At 58.4% G+C, this 18,381-nt stretch carries 21 protein-coding genes and 1 tRNA gene; 18 read left to right on the forward strand and 4 right to left on the reverse strand.

Annotated elements, in window-relative coordinates; translation table 11 throughout:
* The first annotated feature begins 76 nt into the window (after positions 1-76).
* The 7 genes from AF70_RS00280 (at position 77) to AF70_RS00310 (ending at position 5,869) form a co-directional block, all read left to right on the forward strand.
* On the forward strand, positions 77-268 hold the full coding sequence (locus AF70_RS00280; protein WP_019579715.1) for a PLDc N-terminal domain-containing protein: 192 nt from the start codon (positions 77-79) through the stop codon (positions 266-268).
* 238 nt (positions 269-506) lie between these two features.
* The gene (speE, locus tag AF70_RS00285) at positions 507-1,382 is read left to right on the forward strand and encodes a polyamine aminopropyltransferase (RefSeq protein ID WP_019579716.1); all 876 of its coding nucleotides are present in this window, start codon (positions 507-509) and stop codon (positions 1,380-1,382) included.
* Positions 1,383-1,537: 155 nt separating this feature from the next.
* A complete protein-coding gene (locus AF70_RS00290; protein ID WP_018925209.1) occupies positions 1,538-1,771 on the forward strand; it encodes a hypothetical protein in 234 nt (77 codons plus the stop codon).
* 198 nt (positions 1,772-1,969) lie between these two features.
* A complete protein-coding gene (locus AF70_RS00295; RefSeq protein WP_018925210.1) occupies positions 1,970-2,311 on the forward strand; it encodes a ribonuclease E inhibitor RraB in 342 nt (113 codons plus the stop codon).
* A gap of 379 nt (positions 2,312-2,690) precedes the next feature.
* A complete protein-coding gene (locus tag AF70_RS00300) occupies positions 2,691-4,100 on the forward strand; it encodes a circularly permuted type 2 ATP-grasp protein (protein WP_007902187.1) in 1,410 nt (469 codons plus the stop codon).
* A gap of 12 nt (positions 4,101-4,112) precedes the next feature.
* Complete coding sequence (locus AF70_RS00305) at positions 4,113-5,063, forward strand: alpha-E domain-containing protein (protein ID WP_026286340.1); 951 nt, start codon at positions 4,113-4,115, stop codon at positions 5,061-5,063.
* Positions 5,060-5,869, forward strand: coding sequence for a transglutaminase family protein (locus tag AF70_RS00310; protein WP_019579718.1), 810 nt, complete (start codon positions 5,060-5,062; stop codon positions 5,867-5,869). Before AF70_RS00305 ends, AF70_RS00310 begins: the two co-directional genes overlap by 4 nt.
* Positions 5,870-6,034: 165 nt before the next feature.
* Here AF70_RS00310 and AF70_RS00315 read toward each other — a convergent pair whose 3' ends face one another.
* A complete protein-coding gene (locus tag AF70_RS00315) occupies positions 6,035-6,862 on the reverse strand; it encodes a cytochrome c (RefSeq protein WP_028941065.1) in 828 nt (275 codons plus the stop codon).
* A 580-nt stretch (positions 6,863-7,442) separates the two neighbouring features.
* Between AF70_RS00315 and AF70_RS00320 the strand changes: the two genes are divergently transcribed.
* The 3 genes from AF70_RS00320 (at position 7,443) to AF70_RS00330 (ending at position 11,679) form a co-directional block, all read left to right on the forward strand.
* Entirely contained in the window at positions 7,443-8,648 is a 1,206-nt protein-coding gene (locus AF70_RS00320; RefSeq protein WP_028941066.1) for an acetyl-CoA C-acetyltransferase, read from the forward strand.
* A gap of 38 nt (positions 8,649-8,686) precedes the next feature.
* The gene (locus tag AF70_RS00325) at positions 8,687-10,831 is read left to right on the forward strand and encodes a 3-hydroxyacyl-CoA dehydrogenase NAD-binding domain-containing protein (RefSeq protein ID WP_028941067.1); all 2,145 of its coding nucleotides are present in this window, start codon (positions 8,687-8,689) and stop codon (positions 10,829-10,831) included.
* 107 nt (positions 10,832-10,938) lie between these two features.
* Positions 10,939-11,679 carry an amidotransferase gene (locus AF70_RS00330; protein ID WP_028941068.1) on the forward strand — a complete coding sequence of 247 codons (741 nt, stop codon included), beginning with the start codon at positions 10,939-10,941 and terminating at the stop codon, positions 11,677-11,679.
* A gap of 132 nt (positions 11,680-11,811) precedes the next feature.
* Here AF70_RS00330 and AF70_RS00335 read toward each other — a convergent pair whose 3' ends face one another.
* The 3 genes from AF70_RS00335 to AF70_RS00345 all read right to left on the reverse strand — a co-directional run bounded on the left by AF70_RS00335 (position 11,812) and on the right by AF70_RS00345 (position 14,557).
* On the reverse strand, positions 11,812-12,783 hold the full coding sequence (locus tag AF70_RS00335) for a magnesium and cobalt transport protein CorA (RefSeq protein ID WP_028941069.1): 972 nt from the start codon (positions 12,781-12,783) through the stop codon (positions 11,812-11,814).
* Between the two features lie 146 nt (positions 12,784-12,929).
* A complete protein-coding gene (locus AF70_RS00340; RefSeq protein ID WP_018925219.1) occupies positions 12,930-13,652 on the reverse strand; it encodes a 1-acylglycerol-3-phosphate O-acyltransferase in 723 nt (240 codons plus the stop codon).
* A 215-nt stretch (positions 13,653-13,867) separates the two neighbouring features.
* Positions 13,868-14,557, reverse strand: coding sequence for a crotonase/enoyl-CoA hydratase family protein (locus AF70_RS00345; RefSeq protein ID WP_019579724.1), 690 nt, complete (start codon positions 14,555-14,557; stop codon positions 13,868-13,870).
* 308 nt (positions 14,558-14,865) lie between these two features.
* On the opposite strand from AF70_RS00345, the gene AF70_RS00350 reads away from it, so the two are divergent.
* The 8 genes from AF70_RS00350 (at position 14,866) to AF70_RS00385 (ending at position 18,381) form a co-directional block, all read left to right on the forward strand.
* Positions 14,866-14,955: transfer RNA gene (locus AF70_RS00350), tRNA-Ser, on the forward strand.
* Between the two features lie 315 nt (positions 14,956-15,270).
* Positions 15,271-15,453 (forward strand): hypothetical protein, encoded by a 183-nt coding sequence (locus AF70_RS00355; RefSeq protein WP_007940783.1) that lies wholly within the window; start codon positions 15,271-15,273, stop codon positions 15,451-15,453.
* A gap of 314 nt (positions 15,454-15,767) precedes the next feature.
* Positions 15,768-16,088, forward strand: coding sequence for a YbjQ family protein (locus AF70_RS00360; protein WP_019579730.1), 321 nt, complete (start codon positions 15,768-15,770; stop codon positions 16,086-16,088).
* Positions 16,089-16,236: 148 nt separating this feature from the next.
* Complete coding sequence (locus tag AF70_RS29690; RefSeq protein WP_007940781.1) at positions 16,237-16,431, forward strand: hypothetical protein; 195 nt, start codon at positions 16,237-16,239, stop codon at positions 16,429-16,431.
* A 345-nt stretch (positions 16,432-16,776) separates the two neighbouring features.
* Positions 16,777-17,142, forward strand: a complete 366-nt coding sequence (locus tag AF70_RS00370; RefSeq protein ID WP_018925236.1) for a glycine zipper domain-containing protein — start codon at positions 16,777-16,779, stop codon at positions 17,140-17,142.
* A gap of 193 nt (positions 17,143-17,335) precedes the next feature.
* Positions 17,336-17,761, forward strand: coding sequence for a glycine zipper domain-containing protein (locus AF70_RS00375; RefSeq protein ID WP_026331740.1), 426 nt, complete (start codon positions 17,336-17,338; stop codon positions 17,759-17,761).
* Between the two features lie 129 nt (positions 17,762-17,890).
* On the forward strand, positions 17,891-18,061 hold the full coding sequence (locus AF70_RS00380; RefSeq protein ID WP_007940775.1) for a hypothetical protein: 171 nt from the start codon (positions 17,891-17,893) through the stop codon (positions 18,059-18,061).
* A 104-nt stretch (positions 18,062-18,165) separates the two neighbouring features.
* Complete coding sequence (locus tag AF70_RS00385) at positions 18,166-18,381, forward strand: hypothetical protein (RefSeq protein ID WP_028941070.1); 216 nt, start codon at positions 18,166-18,168, stop codon at positions 18,379-18,381.

Below are 18,381 nucleotides of genomic sequence, written 5' to 3' on the forward strand. Positions count from 1 at the left end.
TACAACGGTAATAAAACGGAACCCTCGCCAGGCCCGACTATCCTAAGAGTGCCTACCATTTTTTTGGAGCGACACCATGGGGTCCACGTTCAACACTCTGATCGGCCTGATCATTTTTGCCCTGGATATCTGGGCCATCATCAATGTGCTTAAAAGTGGCGCCGAAGTCGGGATGAAAGTCCTCTGGGTGCTGTTGATCCTGTTGCTGCCGGTGCTGGGCCTGATCATCTGGGCCATCGCCGGGCCAAGAGGCGATGTGCGGATCTGACGATCTTCATGGTAGGAGCGAGGCTTGCCCGCGAAAGGATCGCTGCGGTGTACCTGATAGACCGAGTCATCGTTCTTCGCGGGCAAGCCTCGCTCCTACCGGTGTGTGCATCAGAAGGTTCGACCTGTCATGTTCCGCGACGTAGAATGCGCGCCTTTCCCGGTCAATCGAGGCGATCGATTGGCCATCATGGGCGGGTAACCGTCCGTTGCCACCCGCATTCATCGGAGCACTTCCCATGAGCAATACCCCAACCAGCGAGTACCTGGAAACCCTCTACGAAGGCTATGGCCAGCGTTTTCGCATGGAAAAACTGCTGCACGAAGTGCGCACCGAACACCAGCACCTGGTGATCTTCGAAAACCCGCGCATGGGCCGGGTGATGGCGCTGGATGGCGTAATCCAGACCACCGAAGCCGACGAATTCATCTACCACGAAATGCTCACCCACGTGCCGATCCTCGCCCATGGCACCGCCAAGCGCGTGCTGATCATCGGCGGCGGCGACGGCGGCATGCTGCGTGAAGTGGCCAAGCACCGCAGCGTCGAGCACATCACCATGGTCGAAATCGACGGCACCGTGGTCGACATGTGCAAGGAATTCCTGCCGAACCACTCCAAGGGTGCGTTCGATGATCCACGCCTGAACCTGGTGATTGACGACGGCATGCGTTTCGTCGCCACCACCACCGAAAAGTTCGACGTGATCATTTCCGACTCCACCGACCCGATCGGTCCGGGCGAAGTGCTGTTCTCCGAAAACTTCTACCAGGCTTGCCACCGCTGCCTGAACGAAGGCGGCATTCTGGTGACCCAGAACGGCACCCCGTTCATGCAAATCGAAGAAGTCAAAACCACCGCCGGTCGCCTGCGCAGCCTGTTCCCGGACTGGCACTTCTATCAGGCGGCCGTGCCGACCTACATCGGCGGCGCGATGACCTTTGCCTGGGGCGCGACCGATACCGCCTATCGCAAATTGTCCCGCGAAATCCTGCAACAGCGCTTCGCCGGCAGCGGCATCATCACCCGCTACTACAACCCGGAAATCCATATTGGTGCCTTCGCGTTGCCGCAGTACGTGCTGCAAGCGGTGAACAAACCTAGCAACGACTGATGCTTCGTCGATAAGAAAGGCCGTCGCCGGTGTGTGAAACACGCGGGTGACGGCCTTTTTTCATGTCTCGCTTTTAGGATCCCTTGGAACGATCGGCCAATGCACGAGTCGAGATAGATGTAAGCCCATCCATGGGTTTTACCGAGGAGGCACCGATGCAAAAGTGGAAAATCACTTTCGTGGATGAACACGGTGAATCAGTCGACGAACTCTTCGAGTGCGAGGAGTGCCCGAGCAACGAGCAAGCCGCCCAACTCATTCGCGACCGGCGACTGCCGGTGGCTGCGAAACTGGACCTCAATGATCTGGAGGGTCGTACCGATGATCCGACCGTCAAAAGTCTGAAATCCCAGCACAGCATTGAAATCCTCAGCATTACTCCGATTTGATACACCTCCTGTCACATTCACCACCAGGCCTTGGCAGCGGCTCTGTCTTGAGGCTACTCTGCAACCGAGATCAGCGAGTGACTCGCTAAGGTCTGGTCTTGTCAGCTACATGCTTGTTTCCCGGCGGCAACCTCTGTTGCCGCATCGAAAGTGCAGGGAATACGGAAAGTCTATCCATCAGTCTGAGGGGGACGTTTCATGAGCACAGCCTATCAAGAAGACATCAGCAGCAGCGTGCTGCGCCGCATGAAAGAAGGCGGTTTCGATTTTTCACGATTCCATCCCATCGAGTTCTACGCCATTTTCCCGGACGAGGAGCGGGCACGCAGGGCGGCAGGTCATTTTTGTGGTGAATCCTTGAATGCCCAGATCAGCGCGCGTGACGACGGCGCGTGGTCGCTGGAACTGAGCAAAGTGATGTACGCCACCTACGACGGGATCGGCGACTTCGAGCAGGACTTCGAGGCAGTGGTCGAGCCTCTGGGCGGCATCATCGAGGGATGGGGCGTCAAACAGGAGATACGAGGGCTACTCGCATAAGCTTATGAACAGTGACACTTAGTAACGGCTGACCTTTGGGTTGGCCGTTTTTGTTTCAATCTTTTTATTTCGCCACATTTCAAACGGACAAAAAAAAGCCACCTGAACAGGCGGCTAAAGGGAAGAGCGATCAGTTTTCCAGCGAATGCACGGATTATCCGCATCTGCCTCCCGAGCAGTGAAATCAACTCTGACTATGCTGCTGATAGGCGACAGCATTGCTTCGCCATGAAGCGGGGGCGATCAGGGTGGGGTATTTACCGCACAGGATTGGTGCGGTGCGTGCAGCGACATTATCCAACTGATTGATATCAAAGCGTTTCTGCCTATGGCACGGGCCTTGCGAAGGCCTGGATGTCCGTGTGACAAGGAGTACGGCATGATCCGCACCTATTTTGATGAGATGTACGATGCCGGCGGCCAGGTCCGTCCGCATTATCGGGAGTTTGCCCGTTGGCTGGCCGAAACGCCTGACGAGCTTTTGGCACAACGGCGACGCGAGGCCGATCTGTTATTTCATCGTGCCGGGATTACCTTCACGCTCTATGGTGATGAGCAGGGGACAGAGCGCCTGATTCCCTTCGACACCATTCCCCGCAGCATCCCCGCCAGTGAATGGCGGGTCGTCGAACGCGGCTGTATTCAGCGGGTCAAGGCATTGAACATGTTCCTTGCCGACCTCTATCACGAGCAGCGCATCATCAAGGCCGGCATCATCCCGGCCGAGCAAGTGCTGGCCAACGAGCAATACCAGTTGGCGATGCAAGGGCTGGATCTGCACCGCGATATCTATTCGCACATTTCCGGCGTCGACCTGGTGCGCGATGGCGACGGCACCTACTACGTGCTCGAAGACAACCTGCGTACCCCCAGCGGCGTGAGCTACATGCTCGAAGACCGCAAAATGATGATGCGCCTGTTCCCCGAGTTGTTCGCGGCCCAGCGCATCGCACCGATCGACCACTACCCGAATCTGTTGCTCGACACCCTGAAAAGCTCCAGCCCGATCGACAACCCGAGCGTGGTGGTGCTGACGCCGGGGCGTTTCAACAGTGCGTTTTTCGAGCATGCGTTCCTCGCTCGGGAAATGGGCGTTGAACTGGTGGAAGGCGCGGACCTTTTCGTGCGCGACGACAAGGTGTTCATGCGCACCACGGACGGGCCGAAAGCGGTCGACGTGATCTACCGTCGCCTCGACGATGCTTTCCTCGATCCGCTGGCGTTCAACCCCGATTCGATGCTAGGCGTTCCAGGGCTGCTGTCGTCCTACCGCTCCGGCAATGTGGTACTGGCGAATGCCATCGGCACCGGGGTCGCGGACGATAAGTCGGTGTATCCCTTCGTCACGGACATGATTCGTTTCTACCTCGATGAAGAGCCGATCCTGAAGAACGTGCCGACGTGGCAGTGTCGTAATCCTTCTGAACTGTCCCACGTGCTGGCCAACCTTCCGGAGCTGGTGGTCAAGGAAACCCAAGGCTCCGGCGGTTACGGAATGCTGGTGGGGCCGGCGGCGACGGCGGCGGAGATCGAGTCTTTCCGCGAGCGGATCAAAGCCAAGCCCCACGCATACATCGCGCAACCGACGTTGTCGTTGTCGACCTGTCCGACCTTTGTCGAAAACGGCATCGCACCGCGCCACATCGACCTGCGTCCGTTTGTATTGTCTGGTCGCGAAACCCGGGTTGTGCCCGGCGGTTTGACCCGAGTCGCCTTGCGTGAAGGCTCCCTGGTGGTGAACTCGTCCCAGGGCGGCGGAACCAAGGACACCTGGGTGGTCGAAGATTGAAGGAAGCTTGCCATGTTAAGTAGAACTGCCTCGGATCTGTACTGGATGTCGCGTTACCTGGAGCGGGCGGAAAACCTCGCGCGGATGCTCGACATCAGTTATTCGCTGTCACTGATGCCCCAGGACGGTCGTGGCGACGGCTTGCACGAACTGGCCATGCCGTTGCTGATCACCGGCACCCTGGACGATTACCTCGCGCGCCACGGCGATCTGCATGCCGAACGGCTGCTGCATTTTTTCGCCCTGGACGCGGCCAACCCGGCGAGCATCTACAGCTGCCTCGGTGCCGCACGAGCCAGCGCCCATGCGGTGCGTGGGCGAATCACCGCCGACATGTGGGAAAACATCAACGCCACCTGGCTGGAAATTCGCGGGATCGCCGAGCAGGGCTTGAGTCGCTACGGCATGAGCCGTTTCTGTGAGTGGATCAAGGAACGTTCCCACCTGTTCCGCGGCGCTTGCTACGGCACGATCATGCGTAACGACGCGTTCCGCTTCATTCGTCTGGGCACCTTTATCGAAAGGGCCGACAACACCTTGCGCCTGCTTGATGCCCGTTACGAAATGGCCGGCGATCAAGCCGAAGCCGTCAGTGACGGTACGGCCCACGCCTATTACCAATGGAGCGCCTTGTTGCGGGCCTTGTCATCGTTTGAGGCCTACACCGAAATCTACCGCGACGCCCCCGGCGCCCGGCATGTGGCCGAGCTGTTGTTGCTGCGCGCCGATGTGCCGCGATCCCTGCGAGCCTGCACCGAAGAGGTCGATCAGATTCTCGCTCAACTACCGGGGGCCAACGGCCGTCCCGCACAACGCCTGGCGGCGGAAATGGACGCGCGCCTGCGCTACACCGGTATCAACGAAATCCTCGACGAAGGCCTGCACACCTGGCTGACCGAGTTCATCCCGCTGGTGCGCCAGTTGGGCAATGCCATACACAGTTCCTATCTGGAGGCTGCATGAGACTTTCCATTAGCCACGAGACCGCCTATCACTACGAAGATCAGGTGCGGGCGAGCATCCAGTACCTGCGACTGACACCCCACGACAGCGAGCGCCAGCACGTGCTGAGCTGGCAACTCGACCTGCCGCGCCCGGTGCGCGCGCAACTCGATCCGTTCGGCAACATCCTGCATGTGTTGACCCTGGACGAGCCGCATGAGGCGATCATCATCGGCGCCCGTGGCCAGGTCGATATCGACGAGCTGCGCGAAGCCGAGCACGAGAGTCAGTCGGCGCTGCCGTTCCTGCGTTTCACCCGGCTGACCGAAGCCGACGAAGCCCTGCGCGCGTTTGCCGAGAAGGCGTGCAAGCAACGGCGGGATCGCACGGCGCTGATCGATTTGATGCATGGCTTGAACCAGCACATGACCTACACGCCGGGTTCCACTGAAGTGGAGACCAGCGCCGCGCAAGCGTTCGCCGGGCGTTCCGGGGTCTGCCAGGACCATACCCATGCGTTTCTCGCCTGCGCCCGCAGCCTGGGCATTCCCTCGCGTTATGTGTCGGGGTATTTGTACAGCGAGAACAGCGAGCACTTGGCCAGTCACGCCTGGGCGGAAGCCTGGCTGGATGACGCCTGGTATAGCTTCGATGTGACCAACGAACTGGCCCGGCCTGAACGTCACTTGAAACTGGCCGTGGGCCTGGACTACCTCGACGCCTGCCCGGTGCGCGGTATGCGCCGTGGCGGTGGGTATGAGCAGATGCATGCCAAGGTGTTGGTCTCGCCGACGCCTGCGCCGGTGATCTCCGTCCAACAGCAGTAGCAGTCATTCATTGTGGCGAGGGAGCTTGCTCCCGCCGGCCGATCCGCGACCGGGCGCAGCAGTCGCAAACCCGGCGAATGCGGTTTGCCTGACGGATCGCGTCGCCTGATTTGAGGGCCGCTTCGCGCCCCAGCGGGAGCGAGCTCCCTCGCCACAGGTGGATGTTTACTTGGTCGAAGACACCTTGCGTCCCGCCATGTGTTTCAAATACCCCAACAACAACTCCAGATCCCTCTCCGGCAATACCGTCGGCGAGAACCCGGGCATCTTCGCCTGCGGCCACTGGCGCAAGCTCTGCGGGTCACGAATGTAAAGCTTGAGGAAATTCGCGCCGAAATACTCGGTCGGGTTGAACGGAATATTCAGGTCCGGTCCGAACTGCGCATCCCCCGCGCCATTGAGTCGATGGCAGGCCAGGCAGTTTTTCTGAAACAGCGCAAAGCCTTTGTTCACCGGATGGTCCGCCTTCAGCGCGGGATCGGGGAGCAGGGCAGGGAAGCGTTCGGCCACCGGGGCCATGCGTTTGATACTCGCGACCTCGAACGGCCATTGCTCGGGGCTGATATTGCCCGCCTGCGGATCGGTCCAGACCAGGTAAAACGGCCCTGCACTATGTTTGCCCTCGGACAGCGGCGGCCACGGCTTGGCCGGGTCTTCAATCGCCAGCCAGGCCTGCGCACCCTGAGTATTGAGCAACGGCGCGGCGGCCAGTTCGGCGGCAAAACCGTCCAGAGCTACCGCTTGCAGGTGATCGTCAGGCTTGGTGCCCGTCAACAACGCCGCCATCGGCACGGCGCGATAGCTCATGTCCCGTTTGTAGGAAACGTCGTTAGTGATCGTGATGGTCTGAACCTGAGGATGCTTGAGCAATTCATCGGTCTGCCAGGTGCGAGAACTTGCACCCAGCTCAAGGTTCAGCTGTGCGGCGGACAGAGGCGTGCTGAGCAGCAAGGCCCCCAACAGAATGAGCGCTTTCAAATGATCGTCGTCCATGTCGTGGAAGTGCCGTAAAGGTTGGCACAGCCAAGCAGGCCCGGATAGCGAGCCAGTCACATTTTTATCAGGTGTAATGAAAACCCCCGCTGCTCGATCAGCCAAGCACCTTGGTCAGGTTCGGCAAAATCAACAACAGCGTAGTAGCAAATAGAATGAGCCCGGCTTGACGTACTTTCGAATGTTTGAACATGGCTTGACCGCCTTTTTTGTTATTTCCTGGTTGCCTGCCTGCATATCTCCATGACGGCAGAGCGCTGCACTTCCTGTAGGACGAGAGCCTCGGCAAAACCCGACGACAACTTCGTACAGGTTTACATTAGGGCCCGCGTCACGCTTGGCTTAGATCCATTTCGTATGGAATTAGCGCTGATCGCTGCCAAAAAGACATGAGGCCTATGGCCAGCTTCTTGGGCGCCCGTTGGCTAGACAGCTTGGTGACACGAATCGATTAATCCGATAGCTGACTACCGTTCGTCTGAGCGTGACCGTCAACGCCTATGAGCGCTGTGGTCATTGAATCCACGGCTGCTCGGCATAAGGTGAGGGTATAGAGATCACCCTCAGGTTCGAGAACGCCATGACCCAAGCTTTGATATTCGACGCGTTACGCACGCCCCGTGGCAAAGGCAAGGCCAATGGCGCCTTGCACAGCGTCAAGCCAGTGAACCTGGTGGCCGGGCTGCTGACGGCGTTGCAGCAGCGCACCTCCCTGGACACCAGTCAGGTCGACGACGTGGTGCTTGGCTGCGTGACGCCTATCGGTGATCAGGGCGCCGACATTGCCAAGACCGCCACACAAGTGGCCGATTGGGACGTCAGCGTGGCGGGTGTGCAACTCAATCGCTTCTGCGCGTCGGGGCTGGAAGCAGTGAACCTGGGTGCGATGAAAGTGCGTTCCGGCTTCGAAGATCTGGTGGTGGTCGGTGGCGTCGAGTCGATGTCCCGCGTGGCCATGGGCAGCGACGGCGGGGCCTGGGCGCTGGACCCGGAAACCAACTTGCGCAGCCATTTCACACCCCAGGGCGTGGGCGCCGACCTGATCGCGACAATCGAAGGTTTCAGTCGTCAGGACGTCGATGCCTTCGCGTTGCACTCGCAGCAGAAGGCGGCGCGGGCGCGGGCGAATGGTTCCTTCAACAAGTCGCTGGTGCCGGTGCAGGACCAGAACGGCATCATCCTGCTCGATCATGATGAGTTCATTCGCGCCGATTCGACAATGGAAGGCCTGGGCAAGCTCAAGCCGAGTTTCGAAATGATCGGGCAAATGGGCTTCGACGCCACGGCATTGCGGGTGTACAGCCAGGTCGAGCGGATCAACCACGTTCACACACCGGGCAACAGTTCCGGGATCGTTGATGGCGCGGCATTGATGCTGATCGGCTCCGAAGCGAAGGGCCGGGCACTGGGTTTGCAGCCACGGGCGCGGGTCGTCGCCACGGCGGTCACCAGCACCGACCCGACCATCATGCTCACCGGCCCGGCGCCGGCCACCCGCAAGGCACTGGCCAAGGCCGGGCTGCGAGTCGAAGACATCGACCTTTTCGAAGTCAATGAAGCGTTCGCCTCGGTGGTGCTCAAGTTCATCAAGGACATGGCCATCGACCCGGACAAGGTCAACGTCAACGGCGGCTCCATCGCCATGGGCCACCCGCTCGGCGCCACCGGTTGCGCGATTCTCGGCACGCTGCTCGATGAACTGGAAACCCGGCGCCTGCGCTATGGCCTGGCGACATTGTGTGTCGGCGGCGGCATGGGCATTGCCACCATCATCGAACGCCTCTGAGCCTGCCTTTAAGAAAATCCGACTCAAGGAAAATTGCCATGACCCAAGCCATTCGTTACGAAAAGGGCCAGGACCGGATCGTCGTCCTGACCATCGACATGCCGGGCCAGAGCGCCAACACCATGAACGCGGTCTACCGCGAGGCCATGGCCACCTGTGTCGAGCGCCTGGTCGCCGACAAGGATGCGATTGCCGGCGTGATCATCACCTCGGCCAAGAAAACCTTCTTCGCCGGTGGCGACCTCAATGAACTGATCAAGGTCGGCAAGCCCGAAGCCCAAGCCTTTTACGACATGGTGCTGACCCTCAAGGGCCAGTTGCGCACCCTGGAAACCCTTGGCAAACCGGTGGTTGCCGCCATTAACGGCGCGGCGCTCGGCGGCGGCTGGGAAATCTGCCTGGCGTGCCATCACCGTGTAGCGCTCGACAACCCGTCGGTGCTGCTTGGCCTGCCGGAAGTCACCCTCGGCCTGTTGCCGGGCGGTGGCGGGGTGGTGCGCATGGTGCGCATGCTGGGCATCGAAAAAGCTCTGCCGTATCTGCTGGAAGGTAAGAAAATCCGTCCGCAACAGGCGCTGCAAGCGCGGTTGATCGACGAGTTGGCTGTCGATCACGATGAGCTGATGGCCAAGGCGCGGGCGTGGATTGCTGCTCATCCGGTTGCTGTGCAGCGCTGGGATGTGAAGGGTTATCAGATCCCTGGCGGTACGCCGTCGGATCCGAAAGTCATGCAGATGCTGGCCATCACGCCATCGATCCTGCGCAGCAAAACCCAGGGCTGCCTGCCCGCACCGGAGAAAATCCTCTGCGCCGCAGTGGAGGGCGCTCAGGTGGATTTCGACACCGCGCATCTGATCGAAACCCGCTACTTCACCGAACTGACTACGGGCCAGGTGTCGAAAAACCTCATCGGCACCTTTTGGTTCCAGCTCAATGAGATCAATGCCGGCGGTTCGCGACCTCAGGGCATAGCGCCTTACGTGACGAAGAAAGTCGGCGTGCTCGGCGCCGGGATGATGGGCGCGGGCATCGCGTTTGTCAGCGCCTCGGCCGGTATCGATGTGGTGCTCAAAGACATCAACCTCGTCGCGGCAGAGAAGGGCAAGGCTCACTCGGCGGCGCTGCTGGACAAGAAGGTTGTTCGGGGTCAGTTGAGCCGGGAGCAGCGCGAGGCGATTCTGACGCGAATCCATACCACTCAAGACGATGCGGATCTGGCCGGTTGTGATTTGATCATCGAAGCGGTGTTTGAAGATCGCGAGCTTAAAGCCAGGGTCTCATCGGCAGCGCAAACCGTCGTCGGCCCGGACGCGGTGATCGCCTCCAACACCTCGACGTTGCCAATCAGTGGCCTGGCCACCGCCGTGCCAGACCAGGGCAAATTCATCGGCCTGCATTTCTTCAGCCCCGTGGAGAAAATGCCGTTGGTGGAAATCATCAAAGGCGTCCATACCAGCGACGAAACCCTGGCTCGCGGTTTCGATTTCGTCCTGCAAATCAAGAAAACTCCGATTGTGGTCAACGACAGTCGCGGTTTCTTCACATCGCGGGTGTTCGGCACCTTTACCAACGAGGGCATCGCCATGCTGGGTGAAGGGGTGAGTGCGCCGATGATCGAGACCGAAGCGCGCAAGGCCGGCATGCCTGTCGGGCCTCTGGCGATCTCCGACGAAGTTTCCCTCAGCCTCATGAGCCATATCCGCGAGCAAACCGCCAAAGACCTGCAAGCGGAAGGGAAACCGCTGATTGAGCACCCGGCGTTCGCCGTGATTGACTTGCTGCTCAAGGAATTCAAGCGTCCGGGCAAGGCTGCTGGAGGTGGTTTCTACGATTACCCGGCCGCCGGGCAGAAACATTTGTGGCCGGAGTTGAAAACCCGCTTCGAGAAAGCTGACGGGCAGATTTCGCCTAAGGATGTGCGTGATCGACTGCTGTTCATCCAGGCCATCGAAACCGTGCGTTGTGTAGAGGAGGGCGTGCTGACCTCAACGGCGGATGCCAACGTTGGCTCGATCTTCGGCATCGGTTTCGCGGCCTGGACCGGCGGTGCGTTGCAGTTCATCAACCAATACGGTGTGAAAGACTTTGTTGCCCGCGCCCAGTACCTGGCCGAGCAATATGGCGAACGCTTCACGCCGCCTGCGCTGTTGCTGGAGAAAGCCGCCAAGGACGCGTTGTTCTAAGGGGCGTTCTAAGGGACCGATGACGCCTTCCGGGGCTTGCCTTGCCACCGTGTTTCAAGGCAGGCTCTGGGGCGTGCATTATTCCCACCATGTGTCAGGTATTTTTTATGTCGTTACGCATCTGCATTCTGGAAACCGACATCCTGCGTCCGGAACTGGTCGATCAATATCAGGGTTACGGGCAGATGTTCCAGCGTCTGTTTTCGCAGCAACCCATCGCGGCCGAATTCAGCGTGTACAACGTGATGCAGGGCGAATATCCAAGCGATGATCAGACCTTCGATGCGTATCTGGTCACCGGCAGCAAGGCCGATTCCTTCGGCACCGACCCATGGATTCAAACCCTCAAGACGTATCTGCTGAAGCGCTACGAGCGTGGCGACAAACTGCTGGGCGTGTGCTTCGGTCACCAACTGTTGGCGCTGCTATTGGGCGGCAAGAGCGAGCGGGCGACCCAGGGCTGGGGAGTCGGCACCCACAAATACAAACTCGCGGCCAAGGCGCCGTGGATGAGCCCGGTGAGGGAAGAACTGACGTTACTGATCAGTCACCAGGATCAGGTCACCGCGTTGCCGGAAAACGCTACAGTGATTGCTTCTAGCGATTTCTGCCCGTTCGCCGCGTACCACATCAACGATCAGGTGCTGTGCTTCCAGGGGCATCCGGAGTTCATTCACGATTACTCACGGGCGTTGCTGGATATTCGTCAGGAAGCGCTGGGCGAGCAGATTTATTCGAAAGGTATGGCGAGTCTTGAACACGAGCATCACGGCACTACCGTCGCAGAGTGGATGATGCGGTTTGTGGCGCACAAGCCTGATGCTGGACCGGTTGAAGCTAAAAGCTAAAAGCTTCGCGAGCAAGCCCGCTCCCACAGTAGATCCTCGGTGTGCACACGATGGGTGACACACTGAGAATCCCTGTGGGAGCGGGCTTGCTCGCGAATGGGGGCAACCGGCTCTCACTGAAAACACGCGGCTCTACAACCATCCTGACCGCTTGAAACTCGCCCACAAACCGACGCATCCAACGGTAATAAACCCCAACACCGCAAAATACCCGTAATGCCAAGTCAACTCTGGCATGTCCTGGAAGTTCATCCCGTAAATCCCCGCTATCGCCGTCGGAAACGCCAGAATCGCCGCCCACGCCGCAAATTTGCGCTGCACCACGCTCTGGCGCGACGCCTCAAGCAACACCCCAACCTCGATGGTCTGGCTGGCAATGTCCGCCAGGGTCGTCAGGTCTTCCATCTGCCGCGTGACATGAATCTGCACATCGCGAAAATACGGGCGCATGTTTTTGTCGATAAACGGAAAACTCAGCTTTTGCAGTTCCTCACCGATCTCCACCATCGGCGCCGCAAACCGGCGCAAGCGCAATACATCGCGACGCAGGCCGTGGAGTTTCTGGATATCGCGCTCGTTCAGCGAACCGCAGAGGACATTGCTTTCCAGCTCATCGATCTCGGCATGAATCGCTTCGCCCATCGGCTGGTAGTTTTCGATCACGAAATCGAGGATGGCATAGAGTACGAAATCTTCCCCATGCTCCAGCAACAGCGGACGTGCCTCACAGCGTTGTCGGACATGGGCGTAGGACGCCGAGTGACCATTGCGCGCGGTAATGATGTAACCCTTGCCGGCGAAGATATGCGTCTCGATGAACTGCAATTTGCCTTCATGGCGGATCGGCGAATATGTGACGATGAACAGCGCATCGCCGAACGTTTCCAGCTTCGGTCGACTGTGTTTTTCCAGGGCGTCTTCGATGGCCAGTTCGTGCAGGTTGAACTGGCGTTGCAGGTTGAACAGCTCCTGCGCATTGGGCTCTTCGAGGCCGATCCACACAAAGTGGCCAGGCTTGGCAGCCCAGGCCGCACCTTCGTCAAGCGTGATATTGGTGACTTTCTTACCAGCGCTGTAAACCGCAGCAGCAACGACTCTACCCATGATGATTCACTTCTTATCGGTCGCTTTCTATTGGTAAAGACTGGCGGTGCCAGGCAGGTTTCAGCTTAACCTTGTCTACTGCTTGAGAGTCAGCAAAATCGGTAGAGTTCGCAGGCAAAAGAAAACCCGCACAGGGCGGGTTTCATTCAGGCGGCTTGCAGTTGCCGATCCATCGAGTCGATGCACTCACGCATCTGTTCGCGGCACTGGGCGATCAACATCGGCATGTCATCCAGGCTCAATCCGGCCGTAGGAATTGCCGGCAGCGAACGGATCAGAATCTTCCCACTGCGCCAGCGGTTCAATCGCATGTGTTTGACGTAACTGCTGACACACACCGGCACGATTGGCACGCCGGCGGCGATTGCCATCTGGAACGCGCCTTTCTTGAACGGCAGCAGCTCTTCGCCCAAGTTGCGGGTGCCCTCGGGGAAGACCCAGATCGAGGTGTCTTCATTTTGCAAGGTGTGCGTGGTGGTCAGCATCGACTGGCGTGCCTTGTGCGCATTGCCGCGATCTATCAACACATTGCCGGCCAGCCAGAACAACTGCCCGAACAACGGCACCCACTTCAGGCTCTTCTTGCCGATGCACACGGTGCGGCGGGGCACCACGTTGCCGAACACAAACAGATCGTAGTTGGACTGATGGTTGGCGATGATCACACAGCTGTCGGGTTTATCCATCAACGGCCCGACATCGGCCTTCACCCGCAAACGCAAAATACACATCGCGGGCCACGCATACAGACGCGCGCATAAACGGCTGTTGTCCGGATTAAACGGCCGGCATAGACCGAGGATCACTCCAAGCACGCCGGCCAGAATAAAGTGCAGGCCCATCAATAACATACGAAACACAAACAGCATTTAAAGGGCCCACCGGCACAAAAGGTGGCGCAGTGTACGGATGTGCACTGTTTTCGGCAATTGCCGCTATAGAAGAGGGAGATAGCCGATGTTTGAGCGCATGTTTCCGACTTGTGGGTCAGATGCGGCCTAGAGCGGTTGTAAGGTTTTAAACCAGACACCCAAGAAAAAAGCCCGACACGACGGTCGGGCTTTTCGGTGCAGCGCATTTGGGCTTAACCCATGTGCTCCTGATCCAGGATGATCGCGTTGTCCAGCGTCTCCAGCAGCGTCTTGCGCGTTTTCAGCTTGGTGTTCTTGTGGGCGATCATGTTGAGCTTCTTCAACTGACGAGCCGCCGCCAGCGCCGCGCCTTGCAGCTCTTCGGCCGACACCACCTTATCGAGGAAGCCGGCATCCACGGCGCTTTGTGGGTTGAACATCTCTGCATTGATCACCGCGCGATGGAACGCCGACTTGCGCAGACGATCACGGGCCAGTTCGATACCGGCATGGTGCATGGTCATGCCGATCTGCACTTCGTTCAGGCCAATGCTGAACGGGCCATCGACACCGATGCGGTAGTCAGCCGACAACAGAAGAAACGCACCCTTGGCCACCGCATGCCCAGGACACGCCACGACCACCGGGAACGGATGCGACAACAGGCGACGAGCCAGGGTTGAACCCGCAGCCACCAGCGCCATGGCCTCGTTAGGGCCGGCCGTCATCACCTTCAAATCATAACCACCCGACAAAATCCCCGGCTGACCGGTAATGATCACCACCGCCCGATCCGCTACCGCCCGATCCAGCGCAGCGTTAAACGCGACAATCACGTCTGGAGAGATGGCATTGACCTTGCCATTGCTCAAGGTCAGGGTCGCGATACCGTCTTCGAGATGGTAGGAAATCAACTCACTCATGACGCCAATCCTTCTAATAAAGTAGGGCAGACGTTACCCACCGCTGTAGGCCAGGTAAAGCGCCGTGACTGACCCGCCAGTCACCCTTTTCCCGCCCGCCAGGCACAACCCGCCCCATCCACCGCGCATTGGCCTCTATATAGAAGGGGAGGTGAAGCCGGAGATTGGCAGGTTTGCCATGCCCTTGAACGCCCCCAAAGCGTTAATCGCGTTAAGCGCATGAAAATTCTGAAAAAAATATTTGCCATCAGAAAAGCTTTCGACTACATTAGCGCGCCTCGACAGACTGAATAAGTTTGACGAGATACGGTGAAGTGTCCGAGTGGCTTAAGGAGCACGCCTGGAAAGTGTGTATACAGGAAACTGTATCGAGAGTTCGAATCTCTCCTTCACCGCCAAATTAGATATACACAAAACCCCTGATTTCGAGAGAAGTCAGGGGTTTTGTGGTTTCTGGCGTCTGGATTTTATGCATGGCGGTATCAGCGAAGGCGCTTCCGAAATTGATGTAGGACGATGGATAGGCGTGTGGGAAGCAATGCTGGAAAGCCATATGGTTTGGGGGCTTTCATAGGTTTTGGCACCTTGCATGAGCCGCATCGGGAGGGGGTATTCGTTTTGCGCCTTTAAGGTACAAAATGACCCAAAGGGCAGTGCACACGACGCGCCCCATTATTCGGAACGGACGCACGCAGGTTATGCAGGAATTCACCATGAAGCAGGCGGAGTTGGAGAAGGTTCACGTGGAAATCGTCAAGCTGATGGCTGAGCAGCGCAAGCTGAATGCCGAAGCGGGCAAGATGACCCGTGAAACTTTTTGGTACCCGGTAGCTGTTGCGACTGGCTTGATCGGTACGGTGGCGACTGTCACTGCGGTGTTGATCAAGCTGCTCTGACCCCTGATTCTTTCGATGCCGTGAAAGGCTGATTCACCTCGCCTCGCGATCCGTTCGGTGCGAGTTTTTTGTGTATGAAGGGATTCATGAGCGATTTACTCGATTTCATCAGTGCGCTGTGCCAGGTATCCGATTGGACGCCATCACGCCCCAGGCGCGTATTTTCACGACGGTTCGTGTTCTTTATGGTGCTTGTAGCGGCATTCGAGTTGGTATTACTCAACCATTACTGGGGGTAATCCAGTTCCGGGCTTTTTGTTTTCATCACCTGGCTGCCGAGGAATAATGCGCGCTTCTATGAACAAGGACATCCCATGATCACCACCACAACCCACACCATCGAAGGTCGGCAAATCACCGCCTACCTGGACATCGTCAGCGCCGAGTCGGTGCAGGGCGTTAACGTGATTCGCGACATGTTTGCCGGGATGCGGGATTTTTTCGGTGGGCGTTCTCAGACGTTGGAGCGGGCATTGAAGGAGGCGCGGATTCAGGCGACCGACGAGATCAAGGAGCGGGCGCGGGTGCTTCAGGCGGATGCGGTGGTGGGGCTCGATTATGAGATCAGCATGCCGGCCGGCAAGGGTGGCATGGTGGTGGTGTTTGTGACCGGGACAGCGGTCAAGCTGAGGTAGGTCGCGCGGTACTGGCCATTCGTCGGGCATGTAACGATCTGAATCACAAGTCTGGGAATGACCGGCTAGTCTCAAAAACCAGGGTGGTCGATATTTTTCAGGCAAAGAGGGCTTGCCGGTATCGATCCGTTTTGAGAGGAGCGAAGATATGGCTGAGCCGTATATCGAAGACGACGGTGCAGAGTTTCCAATCAATGATTGCGTGCAGTGTGGTCAGACGGACTATGTGCCGAGCTTCGGCGAAGACCGTATCAAAATAAACAAAATCAAATCTGCAGTGCCTAGGACCCGAGGGCCGAAATCGAAATTCATGCCCAAGCTGGGGGCGCCCTCCAGGAAGTAAATCGTAAACAGCACGAGCCCCGCCATCGAGCGGGGTTTCTTGTTTCTGAAGGGCAGGAAACGTGGCTCGACAGCCGTGTTGAGAAATTTCCTACATCTTTGTGAGCGTTGGTTTTTTTCACAAACTTTTCACACCGGCCTACGTAGTCTCAGCTCATCCGTTAGAAAGCAGTACCCTGGCCCGTCTCCCCAGCGGGCTTTTTTTTGCCTGTCATAAAACCTTTTGCATAAACGCTGTCCAACCGTCGCCAATGGCGAGGTTGTTCTGGTTTTGTGTCTGGACTTTCCCTCCGCTAAAGCATTCAATCTCCGGCCTTTCGGTTCCCACTTTTTTGAGGTTCTTGTTATGCGTTTGACACTGCCTGCTCTGGTTCTGGGCCTTTTGGTTGCTCAAGGTGCGATGGCTGCCGGCGACGGCACAGCCGCGCTCGGTGGTGGTCTGGGTGGTGCGTTGGGTAACGTGGTTGGCCAGAAAATGGGCGGCAGCACTGGCGCAGCGATTGGTGCTGGCGTAGCGGGTGCAGCCGGCAGCGCTGTTGCCGCACGTAAAGGCAGCCGCACCAAAGCGGCCATCGGCGGCGGTGTTGGCGCGGCCGGCGGTTCGATAATCGGTAACAGCCTGGGCGGCAAGACCGGCTCCACCATCGGCGCAGGCCTGGGTGGCGCATTGGGCGGCGGCGTAGGCAGCAACCTGTCCAAGAAGCGTCATTGATTCTGAAGGTCAGCTGAAAAAGCCCGGCTTAATGCCGGGCTTTTTCGTTTTGGAACGTTTCTGCATCATGTGGCTCAAATCTCATACAGTCGGTATTGGTTTTCTGTATAACAGACCCAGATGCAGGCTGATGCCTATCCGCGGCACGTTCTTCCCCCCAATGCGGAAATTAGAGGTGCATATCATGCGTTTCATGCGTTTGACATTGTCCACGGTGTTTTTGGGGCTTTTGGTCGCTCAGGGCGCAATGGCGGGCGGCAACGGTGATGCCGCAGTCGGCGGTGGTCTTGGCGGTGTGTTGGGCAACGTAGTCGGCGGGCAGTTGGGCGGCAGCACCGGGGCCGCGGTGGGCGCTGGCGTCGGCGGTGCGGCAGGCAGTGCGGTCGGTGCGCGCAAGGGCAGTCGCACTGAAGCGGCCGTCGGCGGTGGTCTCGGCGCGGCGGGTGGTTCGGTGATCGGCAACAGCCTGGGTGGCTCCACTGGTTCGGCCATTGGCGCAGGCCTGGGTGGCGCAGCCGGTGGCGCGGTGGGCAGCAGCATGGGTGATGACCGCGGTAGTTCGCATTCCGGTGGCGGCTACTACAAACACAAGCATAAAAATAAGTACAAGAATCACTAACTCGATATCGAGTGACAGTAAAAACCCGGCCGAGTGCCGGGTTTTTCGTTTCTATCAATAGGACTCCGGAACGATTGGCCGTAGGACGCCTCGAACTTAATATACACACTGAACGTTGTGAGACATGCCATGACTCCGGAAACTGAAGACAAGGAAGAAGAAGGCCCGATCAACGATCCTGGCAACGAAGATCCGGGGTCTCTGATGGACGACGCCACGGTGCCGCTCAACGATGCCGATGACGCAGGCGATGTGGGCAACCTGGAGAATGATGAGTATGACGAGGAAGACGACGAGTGATTTTGTAGTCGGCCCGACCGATTGATCCCTCTGATCGAACCGCGTCTGTCGTGTTGGCCTCGAAAGGCAAGGATCTGCTTTTCGGGTCCATTGAGAGGTGCGTTATGAACGCTGATCTGAAAGACTCCGATATCGACGATACCCCCGAATATCCGCTGCCTTCGCCCACCAATTCGCTGCGCCGCGACCAGCGCCCGCCCGACGATGACGACACCGCTGTCGAACAGGTGCCCGCCGATGATGTGAGGCGCGGTAATGTGGAAGCCGACCCGGAAGACCCGGACATCGCCGGCGATGACGCCTCGGGCGAACCGAGCTGA

It is taken from the genome of Pseudomonas sp. KD5, assembly GCF_012932895.1.
Taxonomy (GTDB): domain Bacteria; phylum Pseudomonadota; class Gammaproteobacteria; order Pseudomonadales; family Pseudomonadaceae; genus Aquipseudomonas.